Here is a 20,106-nt window from a genome sequence, read left to right as displayed (position 1 = left end):
CTGGAATGGGGTCAGCGCTCGGTGCGGCGGCCGAGTTCGTTGTCGATGAAGGCGAACACGTCGTCCACGCTCGCCGAGTTGATGCGGTCGCTCACGGCTTCCTCGGTCCTGGCGCTGCCGTACTGGGCGAGCAGGTTGCGCAGGCGGGCGGCGACACCGTCGCGCGCCAGGTCCTCCGCTGAGCTCGCGGCGAGCGCGGCCTCCAGCCGGTCGAGCTCGCCGGTGATCGACGGCCCGGCGTCGTCGCCGAGCATCTCACCGGCGAGGTACGCGGCCAGCTCGTCCGGCGTCGGGTAGTCGAACACCAGCCCCGCGGGCAGCTTCAGGCCGGTCGCGGACGCGAGGCTGTTGCGCAGCTCCACGGCGGTCAGCGAGTCGAAGCCGAGGTCGCGGAACTGCTTGTCGCTGTCGATGGCCGCGGGCGACGAGTGCCCGAGGACGCCCGCCGCGTGGCCGCGTACGAGGTCGACGAGGTACTTGGCGCGTTCCTCTGCCGGCAACGCGTTCAGCGTCGCCGTGAAGTCCGCAGTGGATGCTTCGCCGCTGCCTGCCGCGCGCTTTCCACCGCGCACCAGGCCTCGCAGCACCGCCGCGACAGGCCCGTTGGTGCGGCCGGTGGTGATGCGGGCGAGGACGAGCACCGCGTCGTCGCGGGAGGTGGCGTCGTCGAACAGTGCCATGCCTTGCCGGACGGACAACGGTGGCATGCCGGTGCGGCCGATGCGGTCCATCGCGCCGTCCTGCAGTTGTGCCGTCATACCACCGGTTTGCGCCCACGGACCCCACACGAGTGACGTTGCCACCAGCCCTTGTGCACGGCGGTGTTCGGCGAGTGCGTCGAGGAAGGCGTTGGCCGCGGCGTAGTTGCCCTGGCCCGCGCTGCCAAGCACACCCGACACCGACGAGTAGAGCACGAACGCCTTGAGCTTCTGCTTCTTCGTGACCTCGTGGAGGTTCCACGCGCCGTCGACCTTGGGCTTGAGGACGGTGCTCAGCCGCTCCGGCGTGAGTGATCCGATGATGCCGTCGTCGAGCACGCCGGCGGTGTGGATGACAGCGGTGAGTTTGACGCCCTGCACGACCTTCTTGAGTGCTTTGAGGTCGGTGGTGTCGCAGGCGGCGATCGTGACGTCGGCACCGTGCGCGGTCAGTTCCGCCTGCAGCGCAACGGCATCCGGTGCGTCACCCCCACGGCGGGAGATCAGCAGCAGCCGCTTGACACCGCGCTCCGCCACGAGGTGCCTGGCCAGTTCCGCGCCCAGACCGCCGGTGCCGCCGGTGATCAGGACGGTGCCGTCCGGATCCCACTCGGTCGTCTCGACCGTGTCGGTGACACGGGCGAGGCGGGGCACGTAACTCTGGCCGTCACGGACGCGGACCTGGGTCTCCCCCGCGTCGAGCAGGCCGGTCGGCAGCGGCGCGCTGCCGTCGGTGTCGACGAGCAGGAAACGTCCGGGGTTCTCCGACTGCGCCGTGCGGACGAGGCCTTCGACGGTCGCGCTCGCCAGGCCGCTCGTCACGAACGCCAGCCGGTCGTCGGACTGCTGCACCAGCTTCAGCGCCGTGGCCGCGAGTTCGTGCGCCTGCCGCACGACATCGCCGTCGCCCGCGACCGCGATCTCCCGGACGTCGGCGGCCGGCTGGGTTTCCGGTGCGGGCACCCATTCCAGGCGGAACAGCGAGTCCTGGTGCTGCTGCGCGGCGAGCGGGGCCCCGAGAACGACGTTGCGCGCCGACACGACCGGTGCACCGTTGGTGTCGACCGCGGCGAACTCGCCGTCGCGCAGACGGATCCGCAGAGTGCCGGCGCCGACCGCGTGCAGGCTCACGCCGTGCCACTGAACCGGCACCAGGGTTTCCTCGACGACCCTGGTCGCGCAGTCGAGCAGTGCCGGGTGGACGCCGTAGAACTGGGCGTCCGCGGTGCCTTCCGGCAGCGTGACCTCCGCGTACACGGCGTCCCCCGCCTGCCAGAGCTGCTCGCCGATCGCCGTCGCGCCCTTCGGCGGCCACTCGCTGACCGTGAACTCGGCCCGGTACTCACCTTCCGCCAGAACACCGTGCGCGACCTGGACGAACGGCTGCTCGTCGTTCTGTCGCGTGTAGACGGTCAGGGAGCGCTTCCCGTCGTCCGGTGCGCCGACCCACACCTGCAGCACGCCGGGCGTGAGCGGTGCGGTGACCGCGAGTTCCTCGACCGTGCCGTAGCCGACCTGGTCCGCGGCCCGGAACGCGATCTCCGCGAACGCCGTCTCCGGGAACGCCACCGCCAACCGGTTCGTGAACACCACGGCGTCTTCCTGCGCCACGGTCATCGCGGCGCCGAGCAGCGGGTGGTCGGCGGGGCCGAGGCCGAGCCCGGACGCGTCCGCCGCCCGGGTCATCGGCGTCGGCCAGTAGTGGCCGTGGTCGAACGCGTAGGTGGGGATGTCGACGCGCTTCGCCCCGGTGCCTTCGAAGGCGTGCGCCCAGTCGACGTCGGTGCCCTGCACGTGCAGCCGCGCGAGGGCCGTCAGCCAGGCGGTGGTCTCGTCACGATCCTTGCGCAGCGCGGGAACCGAGCCTTCGACGAGCGCCGACAGCACCCCGTCCGGCCCGATCTCCAGGAACGCGTTGACGCCCGCCGCTTCCAGTGCCGCGACGCCGTCGGCAAACCGCACGGTCTCCCGCACGTGCCGCACCCAGTACTCCGGCTGCGCGAGCTCGTCGCCCGCGATGCGGCCGGTCACGTTGGACACCACGGGAATCCGGGGCGCGGCGAACTCCAGCGCCGTGACCGCGGCGCGGAAGTCGTCCAGCATCGGCTCCATCAACGGCGAGTGAAACGCATGGCTGACCGCCAAACGCTTGGTCTTGCGCCCCTGGGCCGCGAACCCGTCGGCGATCTGGCGGACCGCATCCTCCTCACCGGCGAGCACCAGCGACCTCGGCCCGTTGATGGCCGCGATCGACACCGCGCCGGTCGTTTCCACCTCGTGTTCCGCGGCTTCCACCGCGATCATGGCCCCGCCGGCGGGGAGCGCCTGCATGAGCGTGGCCCGTGCGTTCACCAGCTTCGCCGCGTCCTCGAGGCTCAGCACTCCGGCGACGTGCGCGGCCGCGATCTCGCCGACCGAATGGCCGCCGACGTAGTCCGGTTCGATACCGAACGCCTCGGCGAGCCGGAACAACGCGACCTCGACGGCGAACAACGCCCGCTGTGTGTTGCCGGTCTGGTCGAGCGCCTGCCCGTCCTCGCCCCACATGACGTCGCGAACGTCGACGTGCTCCAGCACCGCGTCCAGCGCCTGCCGGAACACCGGGAACCTCTCGTACAGCTCCCGTCCCATGCCGAGCCGCTGCGACCCCTGCCCGGAGAACAGCACCGCGAGCGTGCGCCTGGTCGCCTGCCCCTGTGCGATCTCGGCCCCGTCCAGCAGCACCGCCCTGTGCTCGAACCGCGACCTCTTGACCAGCGAGAACCCGACGTCGAACGCGTCGGCCCGCAGCGCCTTGATCCGTTCGACCTGGGCGCGCAGCGAAGCGGGGGACTTCGCCGAAACAACGAGCGGGGCCCCCTTGGGGGGACGCGAGGTCCCCACTCCAATCATCTCAGGCGGGTCTGACAATTCCGGAGCGGTCGGGGCGGCCTCGAGGATGACGTGCGCGTTCGTGCCGCTGATGCCGAACGACGAGACGCCTGCCCTGCGCGCGCGGTTCACCGTTGGCCAAGGGGTGTTCTCCTGCAGCAGCGAGATCGAGCCCGCGGTCCAGTCGACGTGCGACGTGGGTGCGGTGACGTTGATCGTGCGCGGCAGCAGTCCGTGCCGCAACGCCATCACCATCTTGATCACGCCGGCGGCACCGGCGGCGGCCTGCGTGTGGCCGATGTTCGACTTGATCGACCCCAGCAGCAGCGGTTCGGAGCGGTCCTGGCCGTACGTCGCCAGCAACGCCTGCGCCTCGATCGGGTCGCCCAGCGTCGTGCCGGTGCCGTGCGCCTCCACCGCGTCGACGTCGGCGAACTTGAGACCGGCCGAAGCCAGGGCCTGCCGGATCACCCGCTGCTGCGACGGTCCGTTGGGCGCGGTCAGGCCGTTCGACGCGCCGTCCTGGTTGACCGCGGAGCCACGCACGACGGCAAGAACGTCGTGCCCGGCGGCGACGGCATCGGACAGACGTTCCACCACGAGCACACCGATGCCCTCAGACCATGCGGTGCCGTCGGCAGAATCCGAGAACGGCTTACAACGGCCGTCGCGCGCAAGGCCGTCCTGGAGCGAGAACTCCATGAACGCACCAGGTGCCGACATCACCTGCACACCACCGGCCAGCGCGAGCGAGCACTCGCCGTTGCGCAGCGCCTGCACGGCCAGGTGCAGCGCGACCAGTGCGGACGAGCAGGCGGTGTCGATCGTCATCGACGGCCCTTCGAGCCCCAGCGCGTAGGACAGCCGGCCGGCGATCACGCTCGGCGAGGTGCCGGTGCCCGAATAGCCCTCCAGCGCCTGCTCGGACGCGAGCATAAGGTGCGCGTAGTCCTGCCCGGACGCGCCGACGTAGACACCGGTCCGCGACCCGCGCAACGTCAGCGGGTCGATGCCCGTGCGTTCCAGCGCCTCCCATGACGTCTCCAGGACGAGCCGCTGGTGCGGGTCCATCGACACGGCCTCGCGCGGCGAGATCCCGAAGAACGCCGGGTCGAACGCCGCGATGCCCTCGATGAACCCGCCCTGCCCGGTGACGGACCGCCCGGCGCCGTCGCCGACGAGGTTCTCGTCCCAGCCGCGGTCCGACGGGAACCCGCTGATCGCGTCGCGCCCGCCCAGGACCAGCTCCCACAGGTCCTCCGGCGAGGACACCCCGCCGGGGAACCTGCAGGCGATGCCGACGATCGCGATGGCCTCGTCGGAGACCCGCACGGAGTCCTCGACCTCGGCGGTGCCGCCGAAGAGCTCGGCGATCAGGTGCTCCGCCAGCGCTTGTGGCGTCGGGTAGTCGAACACGAGCGTCGCGGGCAGCGTGAGCCCGGTCGCGGTCCCGAGCCGGTTGCGCAGTTCCACCGAGGTCAGCGAGTCGAAGCCCAGCTGCCGGAACTCGCGATCGGCGTCGATCGCGTCGGCCGACGCGTGCCCGAGCACCGCCGCGGCCTCACCGCGCACCAGGTCCACCAACGTCCGCACGCGCTCGGCCGGTCGGACGTCCTGCAGCTCAACGGTTCCCTGCGTTCGGGCGGCGGTCCGGCGGCCGCCGCGCAGGAGGTTGCGCAGCAGCGGCGGCACCATCGTCGTGCTGGCCCCGGTGATGATCCGCGCGGGCACGACGAGTGGTTCGTCGACGCCGATCGCGGCGTCGAACAGCGCGAGCCCGTGCTCCAGCGAGATCGGCGGCATCGAGGACTTCTCCAGCCGTTCCAGCGCCGCCGCGTCCATCGTGCTGGTCATGCCGACCTCGGACGTCCACGCACCCCAGGCCAGTGACACCGCGGGAAGCCCGATCGATCGCCGATGCTGCGCCAGCGCGTCGAGGAACGCGTTGCCGGCCGCGTAGTTGCCCTGACCGGCCGTGCCGAGAACGCCCGACACCGACGAGTACAGGACGAACTGGGCGTCCGGCAGCAGCGTGTGCAGGTTCCAGGCGGCGTCCACCTTGGGACGCAACACCTTCTCCAGCCGTTCGGGCGTCATCGAGGCGATCACGCCGTCGTCCAGCACACCGGCCGTGTGCACGACGGCCGTCACGTCATGTCCACTCAGGACGGACGCCAGCGCGTCCCGGTCAGCGACATCGCACGCCGCGATCGTCACGTCGGCGTCCAGCTGAGCCAGCTCCGCCGCGCCCGGCGAGTCGAGCCCGCGACGGCTGAGCAGCAACAGCTTCCGGACGCCACGTCCGACCAGATGCCGTGCGAGCTCGGCACCGAGGCCGCCCGTGCCACCGGTGATCAGCACCGTGCCGTCGGGATCCCAGCCCGCCGGCACGGTGATCACGATCTTGCCGATGTGCTTGGCGCGGCTCATGAACCGGAACGCGTCCCGCGCCCGCCGCACGTCCCACGCGGAGATCGGCAGCGGCTGCAGGACGTTGTCCTGGAACAGTTCCACGAGCGCGACGAGCATGCGCTGGAGGTGGTCGGGGTGCGCCTCGCCGAGGTCGAACGGCCGGTAGAAGATTCCGGGCACGTCCTCCCGCAGGTCGGTCTTGCCCATCTCCAGGAACCGCCCGCCCTCGCCGAGCAGCCGCAGCGAGGCGTCGATGAACTCGCCGGTCAACGCGTTCAGCACGACGTCGACCTGCGGGAACTTCTGCTCGAAGCCGGTGTCGCGGGAGTAGCCGATGTGGTCGTCGTCGAGGCCGAGCCCGCGCAGCACGTCCTGCTTGCCCTCGCTGGCGGTGGCGAACACCTCCGCGCCGAGGTGCTTGGCGACCTGGATCGCCGCCATGCCGACACCGCCGGCGCCGGCGTGGACGAGCACCTTCTCCCCCGGCTGCACGTCGCCGAGCTCGATCAACGCGTAGTAGGCCGTGAGGAACACCAGCGGCACCGAGGCGCCCTGCTCGAACGTCCAGCCGTCCGGAAGCCTGGTCAGGTAGGGCTCTTCGATGACACCGACCGGTCCCATACCGCCGAACAGCATGCCGAACACGGGGTCGCCGACTTTCAGGTTCTCGACGTCCGGTCCGACCTCGGCCACCACACCGGCGGCCTCCGCGCCGAACGAGCCGGCCTCGCCCGGATACATGCCGAGCGCGTTGAGGACGTCGCGGAAGTTGAGCCCCGCCGCCCGGATCGCGACCCGGACCTGCCTGCCCTGCAACGGTTCCGGCGTCCACGGTGCGAGGACGAGGTTGTCGAGGCTGCCTTTCGCGGTGGTGTCGAGACGCCACGACGTTCCGGCGGGCGGCACGAGCGTCGGCCCGGAAGCCAGGCGCGCCAACCGTCCAGCGTGGACGGTGCCGTTCCGCACGACCAGTTGCTGTTCCTCCGTGACCAGCATGCCGGGCGTCAGGTCGCTGTGCTCGTCCAGGTCGACGAGCAGGAACCTGCCGGGGTTCTCCGCCTGCGCGGACCGCACGAGGCCCCACGCGGCCGCGGCGCCGAGATCGGTGATCGGTTCGTCGCCGATCGCCGCGGCTCCACGTGTCACGAACACAACGCGTTCTTCGGCGTTCTGCAGAATCTCCAGCACACGCTTCGTCGTCTCGTGTGCGGCCGCCGCGTCCGGTCCTCCGGTCAGCTCCACGACCTGCGCGTTGATCTCGGTCGCCTCGCCGACCTGTACCGGCACCCAGTCGACGCGGAACAGCGAGTCCTGCACGGGGTTGCTGGGCGCTGCCGTGGACGGAGTCCTGACCACCAGCGACTTCACCGACAGAACGGGTGCGCCCTCGACGTCGACGGCGGTGACCTCCACGGCGTCGCCACCGGTGTGCTTGAGCCGGACCCGGAGCCGCGACGGCCCGATGGCGTGCAGGGACACGCCGTTCCACTCGAACGGAAGTCCTTGGCCTGCCCCGTCGACGAACGTGATGGCGTGCAGCGCGGAGTCGAGCAGGGCGGGATGCACGCCGAACGTCGCGGCGTCGTCGACGCTGTCCGGCAGCGCGACCTCGACCAGCACCTCGTCACCGTGCCGCCACGCCTTCCGCAGTCCCCGGAAGATCGGCCCGTAGGCCAGCCCGCCCTCTGCGAGCGTCTCGTAGAAGCTTTCGAGGCCGAGCTCTTCCGCTTGTGCGGGCGGCCACTCCGCGGTGTCGAACCCGGTCTGGTGCGGACCTTCGGCGAGCGTGCCGCCGGCGTGCTGGATCCACTCGTCGGAGCCGGGCGACTGCGAGTGGATGCCGACGGGCCTGCGCCCATGCTCGTCCGGTGCGCCAACGCGAACCTGAACCGCGACGGCGTCTCGTTCGGGCAGCACCAGCGGCACGACGATCGTGAGCCCGTCGACGCGGTCGCAGCCCACCATGTCGCCCGCGCGGATCGCGAAGTCGAGGAATCCGGTGCCGGGGAACAACACAGCGCCGCCGACGACGTGGTCGGCGATCCACGGGTGCGTCGCGAGGCTGAGGCGTCCGCTGAGCACGAGCTCGTCGGTGCCCGCGACGGCGACCGCCGCACCGAGCAGCGGATGCCCGCCCGGCCTGAGCCCGTAGGCCTCGGGATCTCCCGCGCGCCCGCCGACGGTGGCCTTGGGCCAGAACCGCTCGTGGTCGAACGGGTAGGTGGGCAGGGCGATGAGCCGCCCGCCCTCGAGCCACGGCGTCCAGTCGACGTTGATGCCGTCGACGTGGACCTGGCCGAGTGCGGTGGCCAGTGCGGCTTCCTCGGTCTTGTTCTTGCGCTGTGCGGGAATCGCTTGATCGACGAGTGCGGACAACACGCCGTCCGGTCCGACCTCGAGGAACCTGGTAGCCGGGATCTTCGCGACGTTGTCGGTGAACCGGACCGCGTCCCGCACGTGGCTGACCCAGTACTCGGGGTCGGTGACGTCACCGGTCGCGCTGATCGGGATCTTCGGCTCGGTGAAGGCGAGGTTCTGGATCGCCGTGCGGAAGTCGTCGAGCATCGGCTCCATCAACGGCGAGTGGAACGCGTGGCTGACCTTGAGCCGTTTGGTCTTCTCGTAGCGGCTCGCGATGGCCTCGACCTCTGTCTCGTCGCCCGCGATCACGACCGAGCTCGGCCCGTTGATCGCCGCGATCGACACCTTGCCGGTGAGGTGCTTGCTCACTTCTTCTTCGGTCGCCTGCACGGCGACCATCGCGCCCGTCTGCGGCAACGCCTGCATCAGGCTCGCGCGCGCACTGACGAGCTTCGCGGCATCTTCCAGACTCAGCACGCCCGCGACATGCGCCGCCGCGATCTCACCGATCGAGTGCCCGGCCAGGTAGCTGGGCTTGATCCCGAACGCCTGCAGCAGCCGGTAGAGCGCCGTCTGGAACGCGAACAACGCCGGCTGCGTGTACCCGGTCTGGTTGAGCTTCTCCTCGTCCTCGCCCCAGATGACGCTCTTCAGCTCCGGATCGAGGTGTGCGAGCACGTCGTCGAAAGCGTCCGCGAACTCCGGGAACCGCGCGTACAGCTCACGCCCCATGCCGATCCGCTGCGATCCCTGCCCGGAGAACAGCACCGCCAGCGTGTGCTCCCCCGCGACCCCGCGAGCGACCTCGACGCCGTCGAACAGCACCGCCCGGTGCTCGAACAACGCCCGCGACTTCACCAGCGAGTACGCGACGTCGACCTCGGCCGCCTCGACCGCGCTGATCCGCTCGACCTGCGCCTGCAACGACGCCGCCGACTTGGCCGACACCGCCAACGGCACCGCCGACCCCGCTGACACCGCCGACTCCGCGGACTTCGCAGGGACCCCCACGCCGTTCGGAATCGATCCCGCTTGGGCCCCCCAGGGGGAGACCGAGGTCCCCACTCCAATCGTCCCACGCTCGACCGACGGTTCCGGGTCGGCAAGATCGACAACAGCCGGGTTGTCCACAGGGCGCGAGTTGTCCACAGATCGGGAGGACGGGGTTGCGGCTTCCAGGATCACGTGGGCGTTGGTGCCGGAGATGCCGAACGACGAGACGCCCGCGCGCCACGGCCGGTCGACGGCGGGCCACGGGGTGTTGGCGGTGAGCAGGGAGACAGCGCCCGCCGACCAGTCGATGTGCGACGAGGGTGACGTGACGTGCAGGGTCTGCGGCAGCAGGCCGTGCTGGAACGCCAGCACCATCTTGATCACGCCCGCGACTCCGGCCGCCGCCTGCGTGTGGCCGAGGTTCGACTTCACCGAGCCGAGCCACAGCGGGTCGACGCGGTCCTGCCCGTACACGGTCAGCAGCGCCTGCGCCTCGATCGGGTCGCCCAGCACGGTGCCGGTGCCGTGCGCCTCGACAGCGTCCACATCGGACGGTGACAACCCGCCCGACGCAAGTGCTTGACGGATCACCCGTTGCTGTGACGGGCCGTTCGGGGCGGTGAGACCGTTGGAGGCGCCGTCCTGGTTGAACGCCGAGCCGCGCACCACCGCGAGCACCGGGTGCCCGGCGGCGACGGCGTCGGATAGCCGCTCCACGACGAGGATGCCGACGCCCTCGGACCAGCCCGTGCCGTCGGCGGACTCGGAGAACGCCTTGCACAGTCCGTCCGGTGCGAGCCCGCCCTGCCGCGAGAAGCCCGAGAACGACGTCGGCGTCGCCATCACCGTGACACCACCGGCCAGCGCCAGCGAGCATTCGCCGCCGCGCAGCGCCTGCGCCGCGAGGTGCAGCGCCACCAGTGCCGACGAGCACGCCGTGTCGACCGTGACGGCGGGGCCTTCCAGGCCGAGGGTGTAGGAGATGCGGCCGGAGATCACCGACGCGGCGAGTCCGGTGCCGGCGTGGCCCTCCAGGTCTTCGTTGGAGGCCATGACGACGTGCTGGTAGTCCTGACCGTTCGTGCCGACGAACACACCGGTTCGCGAACCACGCAGCGACGACGGGTCGATGCCGGCGCGTTCGACGGCTTCCCACGACGTCTCCAGCAGGAGGCGCTGCTGCGGGTCCATCGCGAGTGCTTCCCTGGGCGAGATCCCGAAGAATGCCGGATCGAAGTCCGCGACGCCGGTCAGGAAGCCGCCGCGCAGCGTCGAGCTCTGCAGTGAGGCGAGGTCCCAGCCGCGGTCGGAGGGGAAGTCGGACATCGCGTCCTCGCCCGCGACCAGCAGGCGCCACAGGTCTTCCGGCGAGTCGATGCCGTTCGGGAAGTGGCAGGCCATGCCGACGATCGCGATGTCGTCGGTGGTCCGCACGACCGACACGTCGCTGTCGTCGCCTGCCTCACCCAGCAACGAGGCGAGCAGGTGTTCGGCCAGCACGCGCGGCGACGGGTAGTCGAACACCAGTCCGGCGGGCAGTGCGAGGCCGGTGATCTCGGTGAGCTGGTTGCGCAGCTCGACCGCGGTCAGCGAGTCGAACCCGATGTCGCGGAACGCCTTGTCCGGCGCGACGGCGTCCTTGCCCGAGTGGCCGAGCACCCCGGCCGCGCGGGTGCGCACCAGGTCCAGGACGGGCCCGAGACGGTCCGCCGCAGGCAGTTCGCGCAGGCTACGACGCAGTTCCGTGGCCGCGGACTCGCTGTCGCGCCGCGCGGCGGCCAGTTCGTCCAGCACGTCACGGGCGCCGGGAAGCTCGGCCAGCACAGGGGTCGGCCGCAGACTCAGCAACGCGCTGAGCAGCTGCGGCTGGTGGATGTCCGCGATCACGGCGGTCGGTGAGGATTCCGCCACCACGCCCCGCATCGCGGCGACCGCGAGCGATGGGTCCAAAGTGGAGGCACCGACGGACTTGATCGTCTGCGCGACGCGGTCCTCTCCCGCCATGCCGTCGCCGGTCCACGCACCCCACGCGATCGACGTGGCGGCAAGTCCCAGCTCACGGCGCCGCGTCGCGATGGCGTCGAGCACGGCGTTGGCGGCCGCGTAGTTGGCCTGCCCGGGGTTGCCGATCGCGCCCGCGACCGACGAGAACAGGATGAACGCGTCGAGGTCGAGCTCACGCGTGAGTTCGTCCAGCAGGAACGCCGACGTGACCTTGGACTGGAAGACGTCCGTGAACCGGTCCGGGGTGAGGCCGTCGAGCACACCGTCGTCCAGCACGCCCGCCGCGTGCACGACGGCGTTGACGTCCTTCAGCACCTCGGCCAGTTCGGCGCGGTTCGCGACGTCGCACTTGACGACCTCGACACCCAGCTCGGCCACGATCTCCGCCGCACCGGGGGCGTCCAGGCCGCGACGGCTGAGCAGCACGACCTTCTCCGCGCCGCGTGCGACGAGGTCACGTGCGACGTGCTGGCCGAGCGCGCCCGTGCCGCCCGTGATCACGATCTTGCCGCTCGGCTGCCACTCCTGGGATGTCCGTGGCGCCACGAGAATCCGCCGCCCGAACACCCCGGATGCCCGCACCGCGACCTGGTCCTCGTCGCCGCCCAGGACGGCCGCGAACCGTTGCGCCACGCGTTCGTCCAGCTCGGCGGGCAGGTCGATCAGGCCACCCCAGCGGTTCGGGTGCTCCAGCGCGGCCACCCGGCCGAGGCCCCACACGCCGGCCTGCCAGGGATTGCCGACGGCGTCCGCGCGTCCGGTCGACACCGCGCCACGCGTCACCATCCACAGTGGTGCCATGACACCGGCGTCGCCGAGCGCCTGGATCAGCGCGGCGGTGCCGGTGATCAGCTCGAGTTCGCCCGCTGCCAGGGAGGAGATCACACCCGTGAACGGCACCTGCGCGAACTCCGCGAGCCGCTCGGCCAGGTGCTCGCGGTCGGTCTGGTCCGCGGCGAGCACGGTGACATCGCCGAGAGCGTTGACGAGAAGGTCGTCGATCGGCCCGACCACGAGCCACTTTCCGGGCTGCGCGGTGAGGCCGGTGATCGGCTGCCAGTTCTCCCTGTGCAGCCACGATTCCACAGTGGACTGTGCCTTGCGCTTGCCCCGCCACGCCGACAACGCGGGCAGCACTGCCGCGAGCGTTTCGCTGTCGAGGTCGAGCGTGGCGGCGAGCGACGCGACGTCCTCCTGTTCGACAGCGGTCCAGAAGGCCGCGTCCACAGGGTCTGCCGCCGCACCCGTTGCCGGCTCGGGCCAGAACCTCTCGTGCTGGAACGGATAAGTGGGCAGGTCGGCTCCGCGCCCACCCTGGTAATAGCTCGACCACTCGACGTGGACGCCGCTGACGTGAAGCCGCGCGAGGGCCGTCAGGAACGCCCGGTGCTCGCCGCGATCCTTGCGCAGCACCGGGATCGCGCCGTCGACGAGTGCCGCCAGTACCCCGTCCGGCCCGATCTCCAGGAACGCGTTCGCGCCCTGCTCCTCCAGCCGCGCGACGTTGTCGGCGAACCGGACCGTGTCGCACACGTGGCTGACCCAGTACTCGGGGTCTGTGACATCGCCCGTGGTCGCGATCGGGACGGCCGGCTCGGTGAAGGTGAGGTCCCGGATCGCCGCGCGGAAGTCGTCGAGCATCGGCTCCATCAGCGGCGAGTGGAACGCGTGGCTGACCGCGAGCTGCTTGGTCCTGCGGCCGGCGAAGCCCGCGACAACCGCCCGCACCTCCTCTTCCACACCGGCGATGACCAGCGAGTCGGCCGCGTTGATCGCCGCGATGGAGACGCCTGGCGTCAGGTGCGGGGTGACCTCGTCCTCGGTGGCCTGCAGCGCGATCATCACGCCACCCGCGGGCAGGTTCTGCATGAGCTCGGCGCGTGCTCGGACGAGTTTCGCCGCGTCTTCGAGGCTCAGCACACCTGCGACGTGGGCGGCCGCGATCTCACCGATCGAGTGTCCGGCGAGCAGGCGCGGCGTGACGCCGAACGACTCCACCAGCCGGTAGAGCGCGACCTCGATCGCGAACAACGCGGGCTGCGTGTTGCCGGTCTGGTTCAGCGCCTCCGGGTCGTCGCCCCACATAACCGACCGCACGTCGAGGTGCTCGAACACCTCGTCCAGGGCCCTGGCGAACGCCGGGAACCGCTCATACAGCTCCCGCCCCATGCCGAGCCGCTGCGCGCCCTGCCCCGAGAACACCATGGCGAGCGTCTGCCCCGACGCCTCACCACTGGCCAGTACCTCGCCGTCGGCCAGCACGGCGCGGTGCTCGAACAACGTGCGGTGGTGCAGCAGCGAGTACCCGACATCGAGCGGATCAGCTTCAACCGCGCGAACCTGCTCGATCTGCGCTTCCAACGCCGCCGCGGACTTCGCCGAGACCAGCCACGGGATCGATGGCGCCGTACCGATCCTGGGCGTATCGATCTCGGGCGTATCGATCTCGGGCGTATCGATCTCGGGCGTATCGATCTCGGGCGTATCGATCTCGGGCGTATCGATCTGGGCTGTGCCGACCTGGACTGGATCGATCCCGGTTGGCCCCCCTCTGGGGGAGAGCGAGGTCCCCATCCCAATCATCTCAGGGAGGTCTGACAGTTTTGGCGCCTCGAGAATCACGTGGGCGTTCGTGCCGGAGAGGCCGAACGAGGAGACGCCGGCGCGGGCCGGGCGGTCCGTGGCGGGCCACGGGGTGTTGGAGGTGAGGAGCTCGACGGCGCCCGCGGACCAGTCGACGTGCGACGAGGGGGCCGTGACGTGCAGCGTGCGGGGCAGCAGGCCGTGCTGGAACGCCAGCACCATCTTGATCACGCCGGCGACACCCGCGGCGGCCTGGGTGTGGCCGAGGTTCGACTTGATCGCGCCCAGGTAGAGCGGGGCGCCGGAGCGGTCGCGACCGTAGGTGGCGAGCAGGGCCTGGGCCTCGATCGGGTCACCGAGACGCGTGCCCGTGCCGTGCGCCTCGACGGCGTCGACGTCCGAAGTGGACAGACCGGCGTTCGCCAGGGCCTGGCGGATCACTCGTTGCTGCGCGGGGCCGTTCGGGGCGGTCAGGCCGTTGGAGGCGCCGTCCTGGTTCACCGCGGAGCCGCGCACGACGGCCAGGACCCGGTGGCCGTTGCGGAGAGCGTCGGACTGGCGTTCGACGACGAGCACGCCGACACCCTCGGCCCAGCCGGTGCCGTCGGCGTTGTCGGAGAAGGCGCGGCAACGGGCGTCCGCGGCGAGGCCGCCCTGGGCGTTGAAGCCGGCGAAGTTCATCGGCGTGGACATCACCGTGACGCCGCCGACCAGAGCCAGCGACGATTCACCGGATCGCAGCGATTGCGCCGCGAGGTGCAGCGCCACCAACGACGAGGAACACGCGGTGTCGACCGTGAGCGCGGGGCCCTCGAAGCCGAACGTGTAGGAGAGACGGCCGGAGATCACCGCGGCGGCGAGGCCCGTCGAGGCGTGACCCTCGATGTCGCCGCGCGCCCGCAGCACGAGGTTCGTGTAGTCCTGGCCGTTCGTGCCGACGAACACACCGGTCCTCGAACCGCGCAGCGTCGCGGCGTTGATACCGGCGCGTTCGACGGCCTCCCAGGCGACCTCGAGCAGCTGGCGCTGCTGCGGGTCCATGGCCAGTGCCTCACGTGGCGAGATGCCGAAGAACGCCGGGTCGAACTCCGCCGCGCCGTAGAGGAAGCCGCCTTCGACCGTGCCGCCTGCCGCGAGGGCGTCCTGTTCCCAGCCGCGGTCGGTCGGGAAGCTCGCGATCGCGTCGGTGCCGTCGGCCAGCAGCCGCCAGAGGTCCTCGGGACTCTTGACGCCGCCAGGGAACCGGCAGGCCATGCCGACGATCACGATCGGGTCGTCCGCGTCGGCCACGTCCTGCGCCGGCACGTCGAGGTCCGCGCCTTCACCGGTCAGTTCCGCCAGCAGGTGTTCGGCCAGGACGAGCGGTGTCGGGTAGTCGAAGATCAACGTCGCGGGCAACGTCAGACCAGTTGCCGCCGTGAGGGCGTTGCGCAGTTCGATCGCGGTCAGCGAGTCGAACCCGAGTGCGCGGAACTCCTTCTCGGCGCCCACCGCGTCGGCGTTGGCGTAGCCGATGACCTTCGCGGCCTCGGCGCGCACGACGTCGACGATGATCCGCACGCGTTCGGCGTTGGGCAGGCCGCCGAGTTTCACGAGCAGTCCGCCGCCGGCTTCGCGTGCGGCCGTGCGGCGACCCGCCCGCACGAGGCCGCGCATGATCGCGGGAACGTCACCTTGCGCCGTGCCGCCACCGGACGCGAGCGGAACCAGCAGCGGTTCGGCGGACGTGACGGCCGCGTCGAAGAGCGCGAGCCCCTGTTCGACCGACAGCATCGGCATCCGGCGCAGGTCGCCTTCGTCCAGAGTGGACGTCATGCCGGTGTCCCAGGCGCCCCAGGCCAACGAGATCGCGGGCAGACCGAGTCCGTGGCGATGCGCGGCGAGGGCGTCGAGGAACGCGTTGGCGGCGGCGTAGTTGCCCTGTCCGGCGGCGCCCATGACGCCGGACACCGACGAGTACAGGACGAGCTGCGCGTCGCCGGCGAGTTCGTGGAGGTGCCACGCGGCGTCGACCTTCGGGCGCATCACGGCGGAAAGCCGTTCGGGCGTCAGGGAACCGATGACGCCGTCGTCGAGCACACCGGCGGTGTGGATGACGGCGGTCAGGTCCACGCCGTCCAGCAGCTCGGCGACGGCGGCGCGTTCCGTGACGTCGCAGGCCTTCACCTCGACGTCCGCGCCCGAAGCGATCAGCTCGTCGCGAAGGTCGGTGGCGCCGGGCGCGTCGAGGCCACGGCGGCTGACCAGCAGCAGCTTGCGTTGGCCGCGAGTGACGAGGTGACGGGCGATGACGGCGCCGAGGCCGCCCGTTCCGCCGGTGATCAGGACCGTTCCGGACGTATCCCAGTCCCCCGCAACGCTTTCCTCGGCGCGAGCCAGCCTGCCCGCGAACACCTCGCCCGACCGCACGACCACCTGGGTCTCGCCTGCGTCGATCAGCCCGCCGAGGCCAGGCAGCAGCGCCTCCGACTCGGGGGCGTCGTCGAGGTCCACGAGCAGGAAACGGCCGGGGTTCTCGGTCTGCGCGGACCGCACCAAGCCCCAGACGGCGGCGGCCGCGACATCGTCACCGGTGACCGCGCCACGGGTGACGAAGACCAGCTTCCCGGTGGCTGTCTGAAGCGTGGCAAGCGTTTCCGCGGCCAGCACGTGCGCGGACGCCGGTGACTGTTCGCCCGCCACGTGCACGAGCGTCGCCTCGCCGGGCGTGTAGGTGACGGGCACCCAGTCGAGGCGGAACAGCCCGTTCACACGGCTCTGCGTCGCCAGTTCGCCGAGCGGTTCGATGCTCACGGACTCGGCCGTCAGCACCGGCTCGCCGGTCACGTCGACCGCGGTCAAGGCGATCCCACCGTCCACAGCGGACAGTCGGACGCGGACGACTTCCGCTCCGTCCGCGTGGAGGGAGACACCGCGCCAGTCGGCGGGGACACCTTCGAGTCCGAGGAACGCCGCCGCGTGGGTGGCCGCGTCCAGCAACGCCGGGTGAACACCGAATCCCTTCGCGTCGACGGGCAACGCGATCTCGGCGAACACCTCCTCGCCCCGCCGCCACGCCGCGCGCAGGCCCTGGAACGCCGTCCCGTAAGGCGTTTCGTCGTAGAAGCCGTCGAGGTCGACGACGGTCGCGCCCTTCGGTGGCCATTCGGTGCTCTGAGTCGGTGCCGGAACTTCTCGGCCGAGAACGCCGTGCGCATGCTCGACCCATTCCTGGTCGCCGCGCCGTGCGTGGAACCGGAAACCACCGTCCCGGCCGACCTGGAACTGCACCTGAACGGCACCGCTGTCCGGCAGCACCAGCGGCGTGACCTGGGTGAGCTCCTCGACGCGGTCGTAGCCCGTGAGATCGGCGGCGCGGAACGCCAGCTCCAGCACACCCGCCGTCGGGAACACGACGTGATCGGCGAGCCATGACGTCCTGGTCAGCGTGCCGGTGAGGATCAGCTCGCCGGAGCCAGCGACCGTCATCGCGGCGCCGAGCAGCGGGTGGCCGGCCGGGGTCAGGCCGAGACCGGCAGCGTCGCCCGCGCTGACCGACACCGACGGCCAGTAGCGGTCGTGCTGGAACGCGTAGGTGGGCACGTCAACGCGTTTACCGTTGGCGTAGAACGGTTTCCAGTCGACCGCGACACCCGCGACGTGCAGGCGGGCGAGCGCGGTGATGAACGCCGTGCGCTCGTCGCGGTCCTTGCGCTGTGCCGGGATGGCGCCGTCGACCAGCGCCGCGAGCACGCCGTCGGGGCCGACCTCCAAGAACGTCTTGTCGCCCAGGCTGGTCACGGCGTCGTGGAAGCGGACGGCGTCGCGGACGTGGCGTACCCAGTACTCCGGGTTCGTGACGTCACCGGTCATCGGGATCGCGGGGCTGTGGAACGTGATGCCGCTGACGACTGCGCGGAAGTCGTTGAGCATCGGGTCCATCAGCGGCGAGTGGAACGCGTGGCTGACGGGCAGCTGTTTCGTCTTGCGCCCGTCGAACTTCGCTGTGAGCGCACGGGCTTCCGTCTCCACGCCCGCGATGACGACCGAGTCGGGCCCGTTGACCGCGGCGATCGAGATGCCTGGTGTCAGGTATGGGGTGACCTCGTCCTCGGTGGCTTGCAGTGCGATCATCACGCCGCCCGCGGGCAGTGCCTGCATGAGGGTGGCGCGTGCTCGGACGAGTTTCGCCGCGTCCTCCAGGCTGAACACGCCCGCGACGTGTGCGGCGGCGATCTCGCCGATCGAGTGGCCCGTGACGTGCGCGCCGGTGACGCCGAAGGACTCCAGCAGCCGGTAGAGGGCGACCTCGAACGCGAACAGGGCGGGCTGGGTGTTGCCCGTCTGGTTCAGCGCCTCCTCGTCGCCCCACATGACCTCGCGGAGGTTGGGGCCGAGGTGTTGCAGCACCTCGTCGAACGCCTCGCGGAAGACCGGGAACGCCTCGTACAGCCCCTTGCCCATGCCGACGCGCTGCGCACCCTGCCCGGAGAACAGCAATGCCGGCTCGGTCCGCCGCGCCAGCCCGGTGGCGATCTCGGCACCGTCCAGCAACACCGCGCGATGCTCGAACAACGCGCGCGTGGTCGCCAACGAGAACCCGATGTCCACCGGGTCGCCGTCGAGCGCGCGCACCCGCTCGATCTGCGCCGCGAGAGAGGCCTCCGACTTCGCCGACACCAGCCACGGAATCGATCCGGATTGGCCGGCCCCCTGGGGGGATCGGGTCCCCACTCCCATCGTCTCAGACGGGTCTGACAATTCCTGGCCGGAGGGAGCCGACTCGGGCGGGCCTTCCAAGATCACGTGGGCGTTGGTGCCGGAGACGCCGAACGACGAGACGGCGGCACGAGGGGCGCGGTCCGAGGAGGGCCAGGAGACTGCCGTGGTGGCCAGTTCCACGGAGCCCGCGGTCCAGTCGACGTGGGTGGACGGGCGGGAGACGTGCAGGGTGGCGGGCACGACGCCGTGCCGCATCGCCTGGACCATCTTGATGACGCCGGCGACACCGGCGGCGGCCTGGGTGTGGCCGATGTTCGACTTCACCGAACCGAGCAGCAGCGGGGATGAGCGGTCGGCACCGTAGGTGGCGAGCAGGCTGCGCGCCTCGATGGGGTCACCGAGAGGTGTGCCGGTGCCATGCGCTTCGACGACGTCCACATCGGACGGCGCGAGGCCCGCGCGGTCGAGGGCGGCACGGATGACGCGTTGCTGGGCGCGGCCGTTCGGGGCGGTGAAGCCGTTGGAGGCGCCGTCGGAGTTGACGGCGGAGCCGCGCACCACGGCCAGAACCGGGTAGCCAGAAGACAACGCGTCGGACAAGCGGGCGAGAACGAGCACGCCGACGCCTTCGGACCAGCCCGTGCCATCGGCGTCGTCGGAGAAAGCCTTGCATCGGCCGTTGCGAGCAAGACCGCCCTGACGTGAGAACTCGACCAGGGAGCCGGGCGTGCACATGACGTTCACACCACCGGCGAGCGCCAGACCGCACTCTCCCGCGCGCAACGCGTGCACGGCCAGGTGCATTGCCACCAAAGAAGAAGAGCAGGCCGTGTCGACGGTCAGCGTGGGGCCTTCGAGGCCCAGGGCGTAGGAGATGCGACCGGACTCGGCAGAGGCCGCGATCCCTGTGCCGACGTCACCTGTTGCGTCGTCGAGGCCGCGGATCAGCAGATGTTCGTAGTCCTGGCCGTTGGTGCCCACAAAAACACCGGTGCGCGAACCGCGCAACGAGGAGGGATCGATGCCCGACCGTTCGATGGCCTCCCAGGACGTCTCCAGCAGCAGGCGCTGCTGGGGGTCCATCGTCACGGCCTCGCGGGGCGAGATGCCGAAGAAGGCAGGGTCGAAGTCCGCGATGCCGTGCAGGAAGCCGCCCTGCACCGAGACGCTGTGGCCGCGTTCGTCGACGCCGCTGCCGAGCAACGCGCCGACGTCCCAGCCGCGGTCGGCGGGGAAGCCGGTGATCGCGTCACGGCCGGAAGACACCAGCTCCCACAGGTCCTCCGGCGAGCTGATGCCGCCGGGGAAGCGGCACGCCATCCCGATGATGGCGATCGGTTCGGTGGCGGCCGCGACGAGCTGCCTGTTCTGCTTGCGCAGCCGCTCCGCCTCCTTCATCGCGGCGCGGAGAGCCTCGACAACCTTCTCGCTGGAGGTACTCATTCATCAGCTCCGTCAGTCCAGCCGGACACGGTCTTCCCGT

The 20,106-nt window shown here is 70.8% G+C and carries 1 protein-coding gene; it reads right to left on the bottom strand.

What is annotated here, in order from left to right; genetic code table 11:
* Nucleotides 1-11 precede the first annotated feature (11 nt).
* The gene (locus JOD27_RS44455; protein ID WP_239566288.1) at nt 12-20,066 is read right to left on the bottom strand and encodes a type I polyketide synthase; all 20,055 of its coding nucleotides are present in this window, start codon (nt 20,064-20,066) and stop codon (nt 12-14) included.
* Nucleotides 20,067-20,106 lie beyond the last annotated feature (40 nt).

This window comes from Lentzea nigeriaca, from assembly GCF_016907955.1.
In the GTDB taxonomy this organism is placed as follows: Bacteria; Actinomycetota; Actinomycetes; order Mycobacteriales; family Pseudonocardiaceae; genus Lentzea; species Lentzea nigeriaca.
Note: the sequence above shows the minus strand (reverse complement) of the source record. Positions and strands in the feature narration are given on the sequence as shown.